A 17497-nucleotide genomic window follows, 5' to 3' on the forward strand; every position below is an offset into this window, starting at 1 on the left:
GTGTCAACGCCATCCGACGATGTCGGTGTCGTTCGCGAAAAGGTTAAGCCTGTCGTTCTCGCGGAAATCGTCGCGCATCACTCTCAGCAGATCGCGCACAAGCGGGCGACCGCCATAGCGAAGCGATTTGAGTGTGGAGTGCCACCTCGTGCGACCGTTCTGCGATTTTCCAGGGAGGTCGGAGTTCTTACCTCCCGCGCGGGACCATAGCTCGTCGTGATCCGGTCCGGTGGGGTAAAACTCGCATGCCGCCTCCTCCAAGGCCCGCCACTTGTCTTCAATGCTCGGCTTCGATATTCCAAGCGTCCACCGCTGCCAAATGGATAGAGAGTTTGCGCATTGCTGCAGCGCCGGCCTCAGATCGGACCTTCCGCCAAGGCAAAGGTTGCAGAGATGTTGGATCGTATGGTTCCAGCGTCTGGCGCCCACCAAGACACCAAGCTGCACAGACTCTGTGTGAAGCAAAGATCGATTTGCGCGCAACAGATAGTTCAGGAAGCCCATGAATGCTTCCTCGCGGAACGCGGGTAGAGCACTGACGATTGCCAAGATTGTCTTCGGTGGAACCGTCGTGCCCTGAAGCACAGACTGAAATTCGGAGCTCGTCAATACCGCGGCTTCGAGCTCGGACTCCGGTGTTGTAACGACGTTGCTGCTAACCGCGGCGTCCAACCATCCATTGGCGGTCGCTTTTAAGTACAGGTCGCGGCAAGAGACAGGTAGTAGCGACCAAAGGCGTGCCCGGTTCGGTACCGCGGCCAAGTCGGCGAGTGGTGTCTTCGCCAGCGCTTCGACAAGACCTGCGAACGGAGCTTTGCTGCTGCCGAGCTCAGCGAGAACGTGGTCTCGGGCATCGACAGGGTCGCTCGGCGCACTCCACAAAGAACTGTTCTTCTTAACGGCGGCAGCCCACACCTTCTGCTCCATCAAATCCACGCAGCGGATGCTCAGAAGCATCTTCGGGTTCGTGACCGAGAGATCACCGCAGATTTCTACCAGCCGCTCGTCCTTTAGGTCGAGCGTGACCTGCAACATCTCAGCTGATGTCGCATGCTGAAGAGCTGCCTGCAAGCCAGATATGCTATCGGTTTCCCTGTCGACCTTGAGTTGTTGCTCTGCAGCTGATCGAGGAGACATGAGGGCTGCTAGAGCCGCTCCATGCGCCGTTAGCCATCCTTTCTTGAGCAACAGCACGGGGGTTTCAGCTGCTCTCACGGGATCAAGCTTCCTGGGCGCCGCCTGTACCAACGAAGTTTCTGAGGATGCTTCAGACGGCAAAAGCTCCATTGCAATGGCGAAGGCTGCATGGCTTAGCTCGGCCCATCGCCAAATGGCCTTCAAAAAGTCCGGTTTCGCTCTACGCGCGGCACGGGAAAGCCCACTCGTAACTGCTTCGCGCCATGCCGGTAGAGCAAGGCTTCTGTCGGCAGATGCGATGACGAGTGCGACAAGATCCGCGTCCTTAGTCTGCGCAAAGTCGAACTTGCTTACCAGAAGATCTACGGCAGACCAGAGTGCCCTCACACTCTCGAAGCTCGATAGTTCCAGATTCCTCATCGGCATCAGCTGTGCGCAACTGGCAGCGGGAACCAGCGTCGCGAGTTGCGCTATCAGGTTCGACTTGAACTCTCTGCCGAGATTAGAGCTGTTGGAAAGGCCGTCGATCAGTCGTGCGGCTTTGAGCAGATCGTCAAAGCTGTCGACGCTAGCGATCAGGCTGTGAAGCCTGGCGAGCCTCGCTAGGTCCTTGATGGCAATGGCCTCGAGTCCAAGCTCCCGAGACAAGTCGATGTACGGTCTCGCATCATGTTGACCACACAAAATCGCGGCAGCAGGCGTTTGGGGGATCTGGTCGGTCGGATTGACGACTCGATGCCTTATCCAACGCGCCTGCAGTTGCTCTGGCGTGCACACAATTGCCGGCCCAGGCTGGGCCTCGATATCCTTTGGGCCAAAGCTCAGTCGGAAGGCGAAGGTCTGCCTCATGGACGGCCATAGGTGCCGCCAGAGCGCAGCCACTAGACTTTCAAACTCAGCTACGCCCATTCGAATCACCGGCCCTCGCTGCTCAGCCAAGGCATTGGCGGCACCGACTAGGTCCGTTGGGGTGCTGTGAGCCCCTCCTGCGACCGCAATGTTTAGGGCGGTGAGTTCGGGGGGGAAGGCATCAGGGGCCTTGGCCAGTCGTTCGAAGAACACAGCTAGGTCATCAGTCTGGCAAATTTCGTCCAAGCTGACGATCAGTGCGTGAGTTAGCACCATGCCACCTCGTGACGAGCCAGAGTCAACGAATGTCCGCGCCAGGACGTAGTGCCCCTCAAAAGGAAATCCTCGAACAAACGGCGACCACGCCAAGACATCCGGCGGAACGCCATCTGGAAGATCCAGCCAAGTGGCGACACTCTCAGCGACCGACGAATCGGTGCTTGAGCCTTTGAGGCCGTGCCCACGCCCTTTGACCTCTCCGTACAACGCTTGTTCGATACGCATATCAGGTCGCTTCAGCCATCAGTTGTCTGATTGGCAGTGTGATGTCGTTGCTTCTTTCGCCGTTCGGCAGGATCACGTAGCCGAACTCTTCGGGACCTCGGATGGCGTAATCCGCATCAGGGTCCGTCTTGCTTAGCGCTTTCTCGAGGGCTGACAGACCGATAACACTTGGCGAGGACCAGTTGCTCCGGACAAAGGCCCAGAACATCGGTAACCTGGCCGCCAGCAAGTCAGGCGGCAGTTCAGCGGTTCTGAGCTCGTCCCAGCAGCTGAGAAGAATGGTCAAGCGTGGTTTGTGTAGCGGCCTGTCGAGGGATGACTGCGCGAGATACAGCAGCATTTGAAGAAGCTCAATGATTCGCGCTTGGTCTGATGGTTCGAACGCAGCATGCTCGTTCTGGGCTGCAACAGCAGCGAAGGTTTGGAGCGGCCGCGAAAACAGATCTTCTTCAGATCGAAGTGAGTGCAGCCGGATAAGGACGACCCAGTCTGTCGCTTGCACGGTCCTCTCGCGCCAAGTCGGTGGGATGCGGCGTTCGGTCACCAGATTTCGGACCTGCTCTCCACCATAGTCTGGCCAGACTAGATCCGCCGACCGGCCTGAATCATCTCGAATTGGCCAAACGCTTTCCACGTAGTTGCTGGCTGGCGTGTGGTCTGTCGCCCTGCCTTCCGTCAGACAGCCAAGCGCGGTTGTGAACGCTTCAAGATTCGTTGGCGCACCGCGCATCTGTAGGGCGCATGCCTTAACCATCAGTCGTTTTAGAAACTGAGCGCCGTAATGGGTTTTGCCGACGTTGGACTCGCCGACTAGTAGGATCGTGTGCTGATCAGCCACTGTCTATTTCCTGCTGAATCGGAAAAGGGGGTCGTTTCCGGACGGCTGCGTTGCCGGCACCACCACTCCGCACCGTCTTGTGCTGACGATCCAATCGAACAACTCCCGGAAGCCGTCTCCAAGGGTGACCTGCTCGCGTGGAGCTACGCTCACAGTGAACTCAGGAATGGATTGCGGCAGGGAGGCGACTGCTCGTCGAATCTGGGCCTCCATTGCTGCAGCCACCTCGACATCCCCCTTAGTCCAGACCAGAGCCAAAGGGCGCCCACGCGCTTCGGCAATAGTACGCTGTGCGAGCAGTTGGAAGTCGTTGCGCGCTGTCCCCAGACTAGAGCCGGAGAGTGCTTGGCGGTCCGCAATGAGCAGGGTCACGTCAGCATGCCTAGCGATCCAGCGAGCACCTTCTGCGTCCGGCGCTTCCTGGTTGACGGCCCATTTTCTGAACCACTCTCCTGGTGCATCGGCAAACAGCAGTTCGCGGAGCGTTCCATCCTTGCGGCGAAACGCTAGGTGCAGCATGCCCGGTGCGCGCGCCTTCCCGCTAGGCGTGTGCGGTGGAAATCGAGGTGGCATTGGTCCTGGCTTCCACCGCATGGATGCTGCGACCGCCTCCCAACCCGTCAAGGTGTACGAATTACTGAAGACGTTCTCCTCGGTCGTTAGTACACCTCGACCAAGCAGGAGATAGAAGGCGCCGAGGATGGTCGTTTTGCCGGCACTTTCCGGACCGACGATGCCTACAGTCACGGGTTTAATCCGGCCGCTGACGAAGTTGAGGTCTGACTCCCCCATCGCCAAGCCGCTCCACGGAAGAAGCATCTCTTCCGAGACTGGCTTCGCTGTAGCCGTGGGGCTATCGATGCGCTGCCACTCTGGGCACTTTCCCCGATCGAGGTACCCTAAAGTGCAAGTGGTATTGTCGTCGGCGAAGCAATCTTGGTGGGGACATTTATCCATTCGTCATTCACCGCTTCCTGGCCCGCTTTCCATTGTTGGCGCTAGTTGCCCGTGCCGCCTGAAGCTCGCGAAACAGAAAGGTCCCCCATTCGCTAGCAGTCATTGTCGATGAGGCATCGACGCCGACAAGGTCGCGCAGCTTTGTCGCTTCAGTGGTTGCGGCATCTTGCCCGTGACCAATCAAAGCCAGAAGCGGGCCGCGTCCGATCGGCGCCAGCACGTACTGCGCAGCCAATGCCCGGAACGGCTGCATGAACTCAGCGCTTCTGGCCTCACGAACCAGTGATGCGACATCGCGTTGCCCCTCACCTTCGCCGTCTGGCTCTACCGGCAAGCTGCGAATCGCTTCCTTCAAGAACGCCGAAACGCTTGCGGGCGAAAATGTGGGCACCTGTTCATGGAGATCCAGCGCCATCAACGCTGACGCCTGAAAGGCAGGCATCTCAAGATAGCTCGTGTGAGCACTCGGCGAGAACATTGCTTCCTTCCACCACAGCAGGTAGGTACGACGCTGCAGGCCGGTGGTGGCGCTGCTGAAGCTCGCTAGAGCCGCTTCGACGTGGGCGGCTACTGCCTTGGCGAGCGAAGCCAGAGGTGCCGATAAGTCAACTGGGGCGGGGGCAAGCTCCTGAGCCATTGCGTCCAATGTTTCGGCAATGGCCGAGCTCATCTTATCAGCAAACTGCTGCGACCAATGCGACCCTTGACTGGGTTGAAATTGGTTTGGGTTGTTCGGACCCCATGGGCCGGCAGCGGAATGAATTGACCCCAGCAGTGCAGATCGGTCAACAACAGGCGGCTCAAACTCGATCTCCCTTGGAGCCGGCGGGGTGTACTGAAGCGGCTCGACCGAAATCATCTCTGGGGTCGCCCACTCAGCCTCCGCACGCGCGTCAACCTTGGTTTCAATTTCGCTGACTGCGTCGCGCCATAGCGGAGCTTCATCGGCTGTCTCAGTGTGAGCCAACGCATTTCGCGCTACATTCACGAAGGCGACCGCAATGGCATCGTCCCGACGAGCAGCTTGGACGATCGCATCCAGTAGTACCGCTCGCAGGACAGCCACAGGCCGGCCGGTGAACGCGTTTGACACCGTTTCCCAGTGCTTGCGGACGACCGCCATTGCCTCGTCCAGCACAGGATCTGACGAGGGCACTGAGGGATCTGCCGCAACCATTGTGAAACTAGCGGTCTTGGCTGGGTTCTTTTGAAGCGCGCCGGCCAAATCCTTAACCGCCGCGCGCAATTTCTCCAGCTTAGTATCATCGCTATTGAGACTGAACGCCCCGATATCGAGGAACCTCATCAGAAACTCATCCATCGACAGCCCCCCCCCTAATCTTTGTTGATGCAAGTTAATTGTAGCGCTTCCGCGGGATTGCTGGACCCGCTGCTAGGCGGGGATTTGCCGCTGTTCTTGGATAGCTTGGTTAACAACTCGCTCTTCCCGGCCCAACGCGGCGGCGTGGCGTAGCTCAAGCGTTCTATGTCTGCTTCAGGCGGGTCACAGACGAACTCAAATCATTTCAGCAGGCGAGCCGCAGGATTGTCTTCAGCTGCTCCAGCTTGGAAGTAGCCAATCACGCTGGCAACAGAGCGATGCTCAGTCATGGCCATGACCGCGGGCAGTGGGACACCTTGCCTGCCGGCCTCTGTGACAAACCCCGATCGAAGGCTGTGCGCCCCGAAGTCCCCTTCAAGCCCCGCCAGCCTCGCCCGGCGCTTCACGATCGACGCTACTGATCCCGGGAGCAGGGCAGCGCCAACACGCCCTTTCCAAATACGCCGGAAGATCGCGCCCTCGTGGATCCCCCCTGCATTGAGCCATGCCGTGAGCGCTTCGGCGCTACGCCCCAGAATCGGCTTGTCCGGCGTCGAGTCCGCCTTGACGCCTGCTTGCTGGGTCTTTGAGTACTCAAGTCGATAGACGTAGCCGTCGTCGCAGACCTTGCGCAGATCCCGCATGTGAGCGGCAGCGATCTCGCTGCGTCGGCGTCCACCACTGGCAAAGCCGAAGCAGAGCAGGGCGCGATCACGCACGCCCTCCAGAGTGTCGTCACAGGTTGCGAGCATTGCCTCGAGCTCAGGCCGAGTGATCGCAGTCTTCTTGGTCGGACGCTCGCCGCGTTTGACCGCAGCGCGTCGCGCCCGGCTAAGCAGGGTCCGGACACTGGGCAAGTCGCAGGGGTTGGCCAGACGCTTGAGCTTGTGTGCTGTGGACAGCACAGCCACACGTTGAACAACGGTCGAGAGCTTGAGCGGCCCGACCTTGGCCTTGAGACCAGCGGCCACCAGGGCTTGATCCAGCCTCGGTGGCAGTTCGCTGACTAGAGTGGCCTTGCTCTTGCGCTGGATGTGGTCGACCAAGAACTGGATCACCACGGCCTCACTGACAGGCAGCGCCAGTTCGACCCCGTAACGGCCTTGGTGCCAGCCGGCCCAGTAGCGTAGGGCAGTCGCGTAGCTGCGTGTCGTGTTGGCGGCGGCCGCTTCGGCCAGCAACTCGCGCACCGCTTCGGCGGCATGCTGGGCCAGCTGTTCTGGCAGCACCAGGCTGGTGACCGTCGCTGCGTTGGCGAGCAATGTGTTATTTCGTTTCATACTATGTAATGTATGCTATGAAATGGGTGTATCTACTAACGATAATCATCACTTATCACAAGTACGAAAACAACGGGGCAGGGCGCAGACCCGGGCTACATATGCCCGCTGGCATACTGGATCTGTAGCTCATAACGGCTCCAAACCCCTTACGGAGGCCATATGGCTCGCGGCATTACTTAATCTGTAGTTCATGAGGCTGCGGATTCGATCGTCGGCACCGGTGAGCGACCAACAGTGGAGCGGATCCGCTCCCATCTGGGGACGGACTCGCCGAACACCATCGTCCGGTGGCTGGACACGTGGTGGAAGGCTCTTCCGGCGAGGCTAGATAAGCACAGCGCTAGGCTGAATGCAGCAAAAGCCCCGGATGCAATTCAGGAGCTGGCAGCTCAATGGTGGGAGGCCGCTCTGGGCTTCGCGCGGCAAGAGATAGTCGCAGAGCTCAGTGGCCAGCGAGAAGATTTGGACGCCGCATGCAACGCACTGGCTGCTGAGCGCATGCAACTGCAGGCAGTAGTCGACGCAGCAGAATCGAGGACTGATGAAGCACTCCAGCGAGAGGTCCTGGCATTGGCACAGGCCGCCGAGATGCGGGTCTTAATTGCTCAGCTCGAAAGCCGATCCGAACGGGCAGAGAAGGAGTTGCATAGTTCGCAACACAAGCTTAGTGACGCAGACACCTCACTCCAACACGCGCATTTTGAACGAGAGCGCATCCTGACAGAGGCCAAGACGGAAATAGCAGCCATTTCCCAGCACGCTCGTGATGTAGAAGAACGGTCTCACAAGGAGATCGATCGAGCCCGTCAAGAATCCAAATCAATCTCGGCGGATCTAAGTCAACTGCGCAAGCAGATGGCGAGCGAGCGCCAAACGCTGGAACGAATGGCCAACGACGCAAAGACCGAGTTGAAGGCGGCACTGGCCGAGTCTTCAGCCCACAAAGCGAAAGCAGCGGAACTCGAAGGGCGACTTGCCGCACTACAGGACCTGCCAAGCGCATTGAATTCGGCAATCCAGCAGATTCAGAAAGGGTCAACTGGCGCCAAGGCTGCGCCTAGCAAGCGGAGGGCTATCCAGACCAAGAAGCGGACAAGAAAAAAGCAGTTGCCTTAGTCAACTGCCAATTGATACTGCTCGCAGTGATCAATCGGTCGCTCCAGGTCGACAGACCTGAAGGCCTGCATGGCACTGGAATCTATGGCGCGCCCTGGATTTGCTCTCAGCCGTCGCACCATCTGCATGAACTGCCCGTGGCAGAACACAACTGCGCCGTCGTTCGCACGCCCCTGGACGACCCGCAGCGCAGCCCTCGTGCGCTCGGCAAACTCCCTGAAGGTTTCCGCTCCCGATCCATCCCGGAAATCCGGGTCGCTGACCTCCCAGTAATGAGCAACCCAGAGTCGTCGATCCGCAGCAGTAGTGCCAGCGCACTTGGCCGGCGACAGATACGTGAACTCCTGAACCGGAGCCTCGAGAACTGGCAGATGAAACCTGGCAGCAAGCGGAACGGCCGTCTGCAACGCACGCAGGTAAGGCGAACTGGACCGGCCAGGATTTCGTAGACAACTCGGAGCCATAATCAATGGTAACCAAAGAGGTGTCTATGGCGAGCAAGCAGTACACAGATGAGTTCAAGGCCGAGGCGGTCAAGCAGGTGGCCGAGAGGGGCTTCGCGGTTGGCGGGCTTGCGGGGGTGTGGGAGCCCTGGATGGGCGGACACAAGGCTACATGGATGTACTTGCGCCGTCCCCCGCAAGCCCGCCCCGCCCGGCCGCCGCGACTGACGGCCGCCGCGACGCATCGCCGCCCGCGATCACCAGCCCCTCGCTATCCACCGCGACCTGCGATGTACAGAAAAGGCGCCTGACGGCGCCTTTTCCATGCTCCACCGCAGCGCGCCTCAGCGCTCCAGCAGCTTCAGCTTGTCCGGCTTGCCGTCCCAGTCGCCCGCGTCGGCCGGCGGGTCCTTGCGCACGGTCAGCACCGGCCAGGCCTTGGCCAGCTCGGCGTTGAGCTCGACAAACAGCTCCTGCCCCGCCGGCACATCGTCCTCGGGGAAAATCGCGTTGACCGGGCACTCCGGCTCGCACAGCGTGCAGTCGATGCACTCATCCGGGTCGATCACCAGGAAGTTCGGGCCCTCGTGGAAGCAATCCACGGGGCAGACTTCCACGCAGTCGGTATGTTTGCACTTGATGCAGTTTTCGGTGACGACAAAAGGCATAGGGGGAAGGCAGATCCGTCGTTAAGCCGCACAATTCTAGAACAGGTTGGGCCCGAGCGCCGGTTTCCAATATGGTCCTGCATGGCGGCCGGTGCCCCATGCTTTTGCCGCACTGCACATTGCCTCCCGCGCACAGGGCAGGCAAGACTGCATGTCTATCGGTGGACATCGGACGGAAGCACGTGCGGCAGATGGCAGAGGGTGGGGCGTGAGCAGGCGTGAAGGCGTGTACCTCGGGATCGATGCCGGGACGCAGAGCATCAAGGTCGTCGCCTACGATGCGCAGCGGCGGCAGGTGCTCGAACAGCAGGCCCGGCCGCTCGCGCTGATCGCCGGTGAGGACGGCAGCCGGGAACAGGACGCCGGCGACTGGACCGCCGCACTGGCCGATGCCATCAGCTGCCTGTCGCCGGCCGTGCGTCAGCGCGTGCGCGGATTGTCGGTATCGGGCCAGCAGCATGGCTTCGTGCCGGTAGGCCGGGACAACGAGGTACTGGGGCCGGTCAAGCTGTGGTGTGACACCAGCAGCACCGCCGAGTGCGACGCGATCACCGCGGCGGTCGGCGGCCAAGCAGCGTGTATTGCCGAAGCCGGCAATGCCCTGCGTGTCGGCTACACCGCCTCCAAGCTGCCCTGGACCCGTCGACACCGGCCCCAGGTCCACGCCGCGCTCGACGCCATCCTGCTGCCGCACGACTACCTCAACCTGTGGCTCACCGGCCAGCGTTTCATGGAGTGTGGCGATGCCTCCGGCACCGGCTGGCTCGATGTGAGAACGCGGCACTGGTCGGCGGCCCTGCTGCGCGCGACGGACGACCAGTGCGACCTCGCCGCGCTGCTGCCACCGCTGGTGCCGCCGCAGGAAACCTTTGCACTGTTGCCGGACGTCGCCGCGCGACTGGGTCTGCCGGCGCAGGCACGGGTCGCGGTGGGGGGCGGCGACAACATGATGGCGGCCATCGGCACCGGCGCGGTGCGCGAAGGGCGCCTGAGCATGAGCCTGGGTACCTCTGGCACTGTGTTCGCATGGAGCGCCACGCCCATGATCGATGCGCAGGGACGCTGGGCGGCGTTCTGTGCAGCCGATGGCGCTGGTTGCCGCTGGTCTGCACGATGAACTGCACCGTGGCCACCGAGCAGGTGGCGCGCCTGCTGGGACTGCCGCGTGGACAGGGCGAGGCCCTGCTGGCGCAGAGCCGGCCCGGTGCGGACGGGCTGGTGATGTTGCCGTTCTTCAACGGCGAACGCAGCCCGGACCTGCCGCTGGCCAACGCGGCGCTGCAGGGCATGGACCTGCACAACCTCACCCCCGCCAATCTGTATCGCGCCGCCGTGGAAGGGGCCAGCTTCAGCCTGCGACTGGGTGTGGAAGCGCTGGCCGAAGGCGGCGTCCGGGCGCAGCGGCTGGTGCTCACCGGCGGCGGCGCCAACAGCGCGGCGTGGCGCCAGCTGATCGCCGATCTGCTGCAGGTCCCGGTGCAGGTGCCTGTGCAGGCCGAAGGCGCGGCCTTCGGCGCGGCGCTGCAGGCGCTGTGGGCCATCGATGGACAGGGAGCGTCGCTGGCCGATCTGGTCGACGACCACCTGCTGTTCGACCCGGCCCTGGCGGCCACCCCCGATCCCGCGCAAGGGCCGCGCTACGCGCAGGCCTACCAGCGTTTTGTCCACCACCTGCAGGCGACACTGCCGCTGTTCCAGCAGCGCCTGTCCTGATCCAGCAAGAGGACGCACGACCATGAGCTCCACGTTCCACGTAGGCCAGCGCGAATACTTCCCCGGCATCGGCGCCATCCCCTTCGAGGGCCGCGAGTCGGACAACCCGTTGGCCTTCAAGGTCTACGACGCACAGCGGCAGATCGGCGGGCGCAGCATGGCCGAGCATCTGCGCTTTGCCGTGGCGTACTGGCACAGCTTCTGCGGCACCGGTCAGGACCCGTTCGGCCCCGGCACCCGCATGTATCCGTGGGACCAGGGAAGCAGCGCTCTGGCACGTGCCGAAGCCAAGGCCGATGCCGCGTTTGAGTTCATCACCAAGCTCGGCGTGCCGTATTACTGCTTCCACGACGTCGACCTGGCGCCCGATGCCGATGACATCGGCCAGTACCGTGACAACCTGGCGCACATGGTCACCGTCGCCGGCCGGCTGCAGCAGCAGACCGGCGTGAAGCTGCTGTGGGGCACGGCGAATCTGTTCTCGCACCCGCGCTACATGAACGGTGCTGCCACCAATCCGGACTTCGCCGTGGTTGCACGCGCGGCGGTGCAGGTGCGCGCAGCGCTGGATGCCACCGTGGCGCTGGGCGGGCAGAACTACGTGTTCTGGGGCGGTCGTGAGGGCTACGCCTGCCTGCTCAACACCGACATGAAACGCGAGCAGGCGCACCTGGCCCGCTTCCTGGCCGCCGCGCGCGATTACGGCCGCAGCATCGGCTTCACCGGCACGTTCCTGATCGAGCCCAAGCCGATGGAGCCGATGCACCACCAGTACGACTTCGACAGTGCCACCGTGGTCGGCTTCCTCCGCGCCCACGGGCTGGACGGCGACTTCAAGCTCAACATCGAAGCCAACCATGCCACGCTCAGTGGGCACAGTTTTGCCCACGACCTGCAGGTGGCCGCCGACGCGGGGCTGCTCGGCAGCATCGACGCCAACCGCGGCAACCCGCAGAACGGCTGGGACACCGACCAGTTCCCCACCGACCTGTATGACACCGTCGGGGCGATGCTGGTGGTGCTGCGCAGCGGCGGCTTCGGTCATGGCGGACTGAACTTCGATGCCAAGGTGCGTCGCGAATCGACCGACCCGCAGGACCTGTTCATGGCCCACATCGGCGGCATGGACGCCTTCGCCCGCGGCCTGGAGGTGGCCCACGCGCTGATCGAGCGCTCGCCGCTGGAAGGCTGGCGCGCCGAGCGTTACGCCAGTTTCGACAGCGGCGCGGGCGCGGCGTTCGCACGTGGCGAGCTGGGGCTGGAGGCATTGTGCGAGCACGCGCTTGTGGCCGGCGAGCCGACCGTCCGTAGCGGCCGGCAGGAAGCCTATGAGAATCTGCTCAACCAGTACCTGCTGCGCTGAACCGCAGGCCCTGTCCGCAACCGGAACCTTCCATGAGCACAGCCATCAATGCCCCAGCCGGTGCGCCCGGCGAGAACACCGCTTTCATCGTCCTGATCAGTTGTGTGGCCACCATCGGTGGCTTCCTGTTCGGCTTTGACAGCGGCGTCATCAACGGAACCGTCGATGGCCTGCGCATGGCCTTCAACTCCAGCGAGGCGGCGCTGGGCTTCGAGGTCGCCTCGATGCTGCTGGGCTGCGCCATCGGCGCGTTCCTGGCCGGCCGCCTCGGCGACCGGCTGGGCCGCCGCAGCGTGCTGATCATCTCGGCGGTGCTGTTCCTGCTGTCGGCCATCGGCGCCGGTGCGGCCCACGCCTCATGGCTGTTCGTGCTGGCGCGTGTGGTCGGTGGCTTCGCCGTCGGCGCGGCCAGCGTGATGTCACCGGCCTACATCGCCGAGGTCGCCTCGGCACGCTATCGGGGCAAGCTGGCCACCGTGCAGCAGATGGCCATCATCAGCGGTCTGTTCGCCGCGTTCCTGAGCAACTACCTGCTGGCGCGCGCCGCCGGCGCGTCCACTGAGGCGTTGTGGCTGGGCCACGAGGCCTGGCGCTGGATGTTCTGGATGCAGGCCATTCCGTCCCTGCTGTTCCTGGCGCTGCTGCTGGTGATCCCGGAAAGCCCGCGCTTTCTGGTGGTCAAGGGGCGCCGCGCGCAGGCCGAGGCCGTGCTGGACCGCCTGTATGGCGCGGCGGAGGCACGCATCAAGCTGGCCGAGATCGAAGCCAGCCTGGCCGGCGAGCAGCACCGTCCGCAGCTGTCCGACCTGGTCAACAAGGCCACCGGCAAGCTCCGGCCCATCGTATGGGTGGGCATCGGGCTGGCCGTGCTGCAGCAGCTGGTGGGCATCAATGTGGTGTTCTACTACGGCGCGGTGCTGTGGCAGGCGGTGGGCTTCTCGGAGAACGATGCTCTGCTGATCAACGTGTTGTCCGGCGCGCTGAGCATCGGCGCCTGTCTGGTCACCGTGCTGCTGATCGACCGCATCGGCCGCAAGCCGCTGCTGTGGATCGGCTCGGCTGGCATGTCGGTGGCTCTGGCGTTGATGGTGGTGGCCTTTGCCAGCGGCGCGCTGGTCGAGGGCCGGCTGCAGCTCAGCGATGGCATGGGTCGTTTGGCGCTGGTCGCGGCCAACGTCTACGTGGTGTTCTTCAACATGTCGTGGGGGCCGGTGATGTGGGTGATGCTGGGTGAGATGTTCCCCAACCAGATCCGCGGCTCGGCCCTGGCCGTGGCCGGTGCCGCGCAGTGGACCTCCAACTTCGCCATCACCGTGACCTTCCCGATGCTGCTGGTGGGGATCGGCCTGGCCGGTGCCTATGGCATTTACACGGTGGCGGCGGTGCTCTCGGTGTTCTTCGTGCTGCGTTATGTGCGTGAAACCAAGGGCAAGGAGCTGGAGCAGATGGAAGGCTGAGGCAGGGCAGGGCGGGGCTCTGCCCCGCTCTGGCTGCCCGGCGCAGACGCAAAAAAGCCCGCACATGGCGGGCTTTTCTGTTCCTGCTGCGGCGACTGGCGCTCCCTAGGGGACTCGAACCCCTGTTTTAGCCTTGAGAGGGCCACGTCCTGACCACTAGACGAAGGGAGCGGTGTTTGTGTCGCTGCCGGGGCAGGCGCGCTAGTATATGTATCTCGATGCCATTGGGCAATCCCGTAACTTCAACCGGAAGCGCCAACATCATTTCCTCCGCTACATCCCCGATCAGCCTGCGCGTCATTCCGCGCGACCAGCACACCATCTCGCGCAAGGACATCAGTCCCAATGCACTGCGCGTGCTGTACCGCCTGCGTGATGCCGGCTTTGCCGGCTACCTGGTGGGCGGCGCCGTGCGCGACCTGCTGGTCAATGGCCACCCCAAGGATTTCGACGTCGCCACCGACGCCACCCCGGAACAGGTCAAGCAGCTGTTCCGCAACTGTCGCCTGATCGGACGCCGATTCCGCCTGGCTCACGTGGTGTTCGGCCGCGAGATCATCGAAGTGGCCACCTTCCGCGCCAACAGCGATGACGGCAGCGGCGACCGCGAAATGGAAAACGGCATGCTGGTGCGCGACAACATCTACGGCAGCGTCGAGGACGATGCCGTACGCCGCGACTTCACCTGCAATGCGCTGTATTACGCCATCGAGGATTTCTCGGTACGCGACTACGTCGGCGGCTTTGAAGACGTGCAGGCGCGCCTGATGAAGCTCATCGGCGACCCCGAGCAGCGTTACCGCGAAGATCCGGTGCGCATGCTGCGGGCAATCCGCCTGGCGGCCAAGCTTGGCTTCCAGATCGAAGAGCACACCGCCGCACCGATTCCGCGCCTGGCCAGCCTGCTCAACGAGGCCGCCCCGGCGCGCCTGTTTGAAGAGGTGCTCAAGCTGTTCCTGTCCGGCCACGGCGTGGCCAGTTTCGAAGGTCTGGAGCGCTTTGGCCTGCTGCAGGTTCTGTTCCCGGAAAGCGCCGCCGCACTGCGTTCCAACCGTAGCGGTGCGCTGCGCCGGATGTTGATCGAAGGCCTGGCCAACACCGATATCCGCGTGGCCAACGATGAGCCGGTGTCGCCAGCGTTCCTGTTCGCCCTGCTGCTGTGGCCGGCGTTCTGTCGTGCCCAGGCTACCCTGCAAAAACAGGGCGTGGCCATCGAAGAGGCGCAGCGCCGCGCGGCTGATCGGGTCACCCTGCATCAGCTGAGCACGGTGGCCCTGCCGCGCCGGTTCTCGCTGCCGATGCAGGAGATCTGGCTGCTGCAGGCGCGCTTTGGCTCGCGCCAGCGCAAGCGCGTGTTCCGCACGCTCACCCACCCGCGCTTCCGTGCCGCCTTCGACTTCCTGATTCTGCGCCAGGTGGCCTCCTCCGAACACGAAGCCGACGTGGCGTTCTGGCGCGAGGCACAGCTGCAGAACGGTCGCGAGCTGGAATCCACGCTCGATGCGATGCACGCCCAGGAGCATGACGAAGGCGAGGAGGGCGGAGCGCCGCGCCGCCGCCGCCGTCGTCGCCGCCGCGCCCCGGCAGCCGGCGAGTAAGCTGTCGTGGCCATTGCCTGGATCGGGCTGGGCGCCAATCTCGGTCCGGCCCAGGCCACGGTTAGCGCGGCCACTGCCGCGCTGGGCCGGCTGGAGGGCTGCACCCTGCTGCGCGCTTCGTCCCTGTATGCCACCCCCGCCTGGGGTAATACCGCGCAGCCGCCCTTCGTCAATGCGGTGGCCAAGCTGCGGACCACGCTGGCGCCGCTGTCACTGCTGCAGGCCCTGCTGGCGCTGGAACGCACGTTTGGCCGCGTACGCCTGCCGGGCGAACACTGGGGGCCGCGCGCACTCGATCTGGACCTGCTGCTGTACGACCAGCAGGTGCTTGCCCTGCCGGGTCTGGACGTCCCGCACCCGCACCTGCATGAGCGCGCATTCGTACTGGTACCGCTGGCCGAACTCGAACCGGACCTGCAGATTCCCGGTCATGGTCGCGTGCAGGATGCAGTGATGCGGGTGGACACCTGCGGGATCACCTTATTAGGGGGATAATGCGCGGGTTATCTCCCCCGGTTATTTCCACATGAGCACCCACGCAGACAGCAAGCCCTGGACCGTTCCCGCATTGGCGCAGGCCAAGCGCGAGGGCCGCAAGCTGGTCATGTTGACCGCCTACGACGCGGGTTTCGCGCGTACTTTCGATGCCAACGGCACCGACCTGATCCTGATCGGCGACTCGCTGGGCATGGTCGTGCAGGGGCATGATTCGACCCTGCCGGTGACCGTGGCCGACATGGTCTACCACACCCGTGCCGTGGCGCGCGTGCTGGAGCGGGCACTGCTGGTGGCCGACCTGCCGTTCGGGGCAGATGCCACCCCGGAGCGCGCGCTGGAGGCATCGCTGCAGCTGCTGCAGGCCGGTGCGGAGATGGTCAAGATCGAGGGTGCCGGCTTCAAGCTGGACATCATCCGCCATCTGGTCGAGCGCGAGATACCGGTCTGCTCGCACCTGGGGCTGACCCCGCAGTCGGTACTGCGGCTGGGCGGTTTCCGTGTCCAGGGCCGGGGCGAGGCGGCCGAGCAGCTGCGCCGTGATGCGGCCGCTGCCGTGGACGCGGGGGCGGCGCTGGTGGTGCTTGAATGCGTGCCCAGCCCGCTGGCCGCGCAGATCACCGCCGAGATTGCCGCGCCGACCATCGGCATCGGTGCCGGCCCCGGCTGCGATGGCCAGGTGCTGGTGATGCACGATTTCCTCGGGTTGGACAGCGGCCACCGCCGTCCCAAGTTCGTCAAGGACTTCCTGGCCGAAGGCGGCTCGATCGCCGGCGCCGCCCGTGCCTACGCCGATGCCGTGCGCAACGGCAGCTTCCCCGACGCCGACCACGCCTACGCCCAATGATCCAGACCTTCACCGAACTGGCCGCCCTGCGCCAGCAGGTACGCCAGTGGAAACAGCAGGGCCTGCGCGTGGCGCTGGTCCCGACCATGGGCAACCTGCACGGCGGACATCATTCGCTGGTGCAGCTGGCACGGCAGTACGCCGACAAGGTAGTGACCAGCATCTTCGTCAACCCGACCCAGTTCGGCCCCAACGAGGATTTCAGCCGCTACCCGCGCACGCCCGAGGCCGACGTGGCCGGGTTGGAGCAGGCCGGCTGCGATGCGGTGTGGCTGCCGAGCGTTGAGGCGATGTATCCACTGGGTGTGGAGCTGACCACCCTGATGCGCGTGCCCGGGGTGAGCGAGGTGCTCGAAGGCGCGCATCGTCCCGGTCACTTCGATGGGGTATGCACCGTTGTGGCGCGCCTGTTCCTGCAGGTACAGCCGGACGTGGCCGTGTTCGGTCGCAAGGATTTCCAGCAGCTGGCGGTGATCCGGCAGATGGTGGAAGAGCTGTCCTTCCCGGTGCAGCTGGTCGGCGCGCCGATCGTGCGCGAAGACAGCGGGCTGGCCAAGAGCTCGCGCAACCAGTATCTGGACGCAGCGCAGACCGAGGTCGCCACCACGCTGCATCGCACCCTGCTGGGCATGCGTGAGGGCTATATCGCCGGGCAGGATCGCGCGCGCATCGAGGCCGAGGCCACCGCCAGCCTGCAGGCCGCCGGCTTCCAGGTCGACTATGCCGTGCTGCGCACGCCGGACCTGAAGGAGCCGCCGCACGAAGGCGGCCCGCGCGTGGCCCTGCTGGCCGCCCGGCTGGGCAGCACCCGGCTGATCGACAACCTCGAGTTCTGACCCCCGCGCGGCTGCGCCGCTGGGGCGTGGTGTCGCACGCTGGGTAGAGCCGACCCGACGGTCGGCTCGCCG

The 17497-nt window shown here is 63.7% G+C and carries 12 protein-coding genes, 1 tRNA gene and 3 pseudogenes; 9 read left to right on the forward strand and 7 right to left on the reverse strand.

Translation table 11 applies throughout. The annotated features are described in order from the left end of the window. Nucleotides 1–3: 3 nt before the first annotated feature. The 5 genes from RZA67_RS07860 to RZA67_RS07880 all read right to left on the reverse strand — a co-directional run bounded on the left by RZA67_RS07860 (nt 4) and on the right by RZA67_RS07880 (nt 6886). Entirely contained in the window at nt 4–2490 is a 2487-nt protein-coding gene (locus RZA67_RS07860; protein ID WP_317212137.1) for an effector-associated domain EAD1-containing protein, read from the reverse strand. 1 nt (nt 2491) lies between these two features. Next, on the reverse strand, nt 2492–3328 hold the full coding sequence (locus RZA67_RS07865; RefSeq protein WP_317212139.1) for a hypothetical protein: 837 nt from the start codon (nt 3326–3328) through the stop codon (nt 2492–2494). A 3-nt stretch (nt 3329–3331) separates the two neighbouring features. After that, on the reverse strand, nt 3332–4120 hold the full coding sequence (locus tag RZA67_RS07870; RefSeq protein ID WP_317212140.1) for a hypothetical protein: 789 nt from the start codon (nt 4118–4120) through the stop codon (nt 3332–3334). A 172-nt stretch (nt 4121–4292) separates the two neighbouring features. Further along, complete coding sequence (locus tag RZA67_RS07875) at nt 4293–5606, reverse strand: GTPase-associated system all-helical protein GASH (protein WP_317212141.1); 1314 nt, start codon at nt 5604–5606, stop codon at nt 4293–4295. A gap of 200 nt (nt 5607–5806) precedes the next feature. After that, nucleotides 5807–6886 carry a site-specific integrase gene (locus tag RZA67_RS07880; protein ID WP_317212143.1) on the reverse strand — a complete coding sequence of 360 codons (1080 nt, stop codon included), beginning with the start codon at nt 6884–6886 and terminating at the stop codon, nt 5807–5809. Between the two features lie 201 nt (nt 6887–7087). Here RZA67_RS07880 and RZA67_RS07885 point away from each other — a divergent pair. Beyond that, nucleotides 7088–8005: pseudogene (locus tag RZA67_RS07885) on the forward strand (DNA-binding protein); the annotation flags it as partial. 490 nt (nt 8006–8495) lie between these two features. Beyond that, a pseudogene (locus RZA67_RS16475) lies at nt 8496–8582 on the forward strand (transposase); the annotation flags it as partial. Between the two features lie 210 nt (nt 8583–8792). Here RZA67_RS16475 and fdxA read toward each other — a convergent pair. After that, complete coding sequence (gene fdxA / locus RZA67_RS07890) at nt 8793–9116, reverse strand: ferredoxin FdxA (RefSeq protein ID WP_317212144.1); 324 nt, start codon at nt 9114–9116, stop codon at nt 8793–8795. 151 nt (nt 9117–9267) lie between these two features. Between fdxA and xylB the strand changes: the two are divergent. From xylB to RZA67_RS07905, 3 genes and pseudogenes are all read left to right on the forward strand, one after another. Continuing rightward, nucleotides 9268–10829: pseudogene (xylB, locus tag RZA67_RS07895) on the forward strand (xylulokinase). 22 nt (nt 10830–10851) lie between these two features. Further along, nucleotides 10852–12192 (forward strand): xylose isomerase, encoded by a 1341-nt coding sequence (xylA, locus tag RZA67_RS07900; RefSeq protein WP_317212145.1) that lies wholly within the window; start codon nt 10852–10854, stop codon nt 12190–12192. 32 nt (nt 12193–12224) lie between these two features. Continuing rightward, entirely contained in the window at nt 12225–13649 is a 1425-nt protein-coding gene (locus RZA67_RS07905) for a sugar porter family MFS transporter (protein ID WP_317212146.1), read from the forward strand. A gap of 96 nt (nt 13650–13745) precedes the next feature. On the opposite strand, the gene RZA67_RS07910 is transcribed toward RZA67_RS07905, so the two are convergent. After that, nucleotides 13746–13820, reverse strand: a tRNA-Glu gene (locus RZA67_RS07910). 53 nt (nt 13821–13873) lie between these two features. Here RZA67_RS07910 and pcnB point away from each other — a divergent pair. The 4 genes from pcnB to panC are packed head-to-tail and all read left to right on the forward strand — an operon-like array spanning nt 13874 to nt 17425. Beyond that, nucleotides 13874–15247, forward strand: a complete 1374-nt coding sequence (gene pcnB / locus RZA67_RS07915; RefSeq protein ID WP_317213953.1) for a polynucleotide adenylyltransferase PcnB — start codon at nt 13874–13876, stop codon at nt 15245–15247. 6 nt (nt 15248–15253) lie between these two features. Continuing rightward, nucleotides 15254–15742: a 2-amino-4-hydroxy-6-hydroxymethyldihydropteridine diphosphokinase gene (folK, locus tag RZA67_RS07920; protein WP_317212147.1), complete on the forward strand. Its 489-nt coding sequence runs from the start codon at nt 15254–15256 to the stop codon at nt 15740–15742. Between the two features lie 31 nt (nt 15743–15773). Beyond that, complete coding sequence (panB, locus tag RZA67_RS07925) at nt 15774–16589, forward strand: 3-methyl-2-oxobutanoate hydroxymethyltransferase (RefSeq protein ID WP_317212148.1); 816 nt, start codon at nt 15774–15776, stop codon at nt 16587–16589. Further along, a complete protein-coding gene (gene panC, locus RZA67_RS07930; RefSeq protein ID WP_317212149.1) occupies nt 16586–17425 on the forward strand; it encodes a pantoate--beta-alanine ligase in 840 nt (279 codons plus the stop codon). The genes panB and panC overlap by 4 nt, the downstream gene beginning before the upstream one ends. Nucleotides 17426–17497: the final 72 nt, after the last annotated feature.

Source organism: Stenotrophomonas sp. C3(2023) (assembly GCF_032911385.1).
GTDB lineage: Bacteria > Pseudomonadota > Gammaproteobacteria > Xanthomonadales > Xanthomonadaceae > Stenotrophomonas.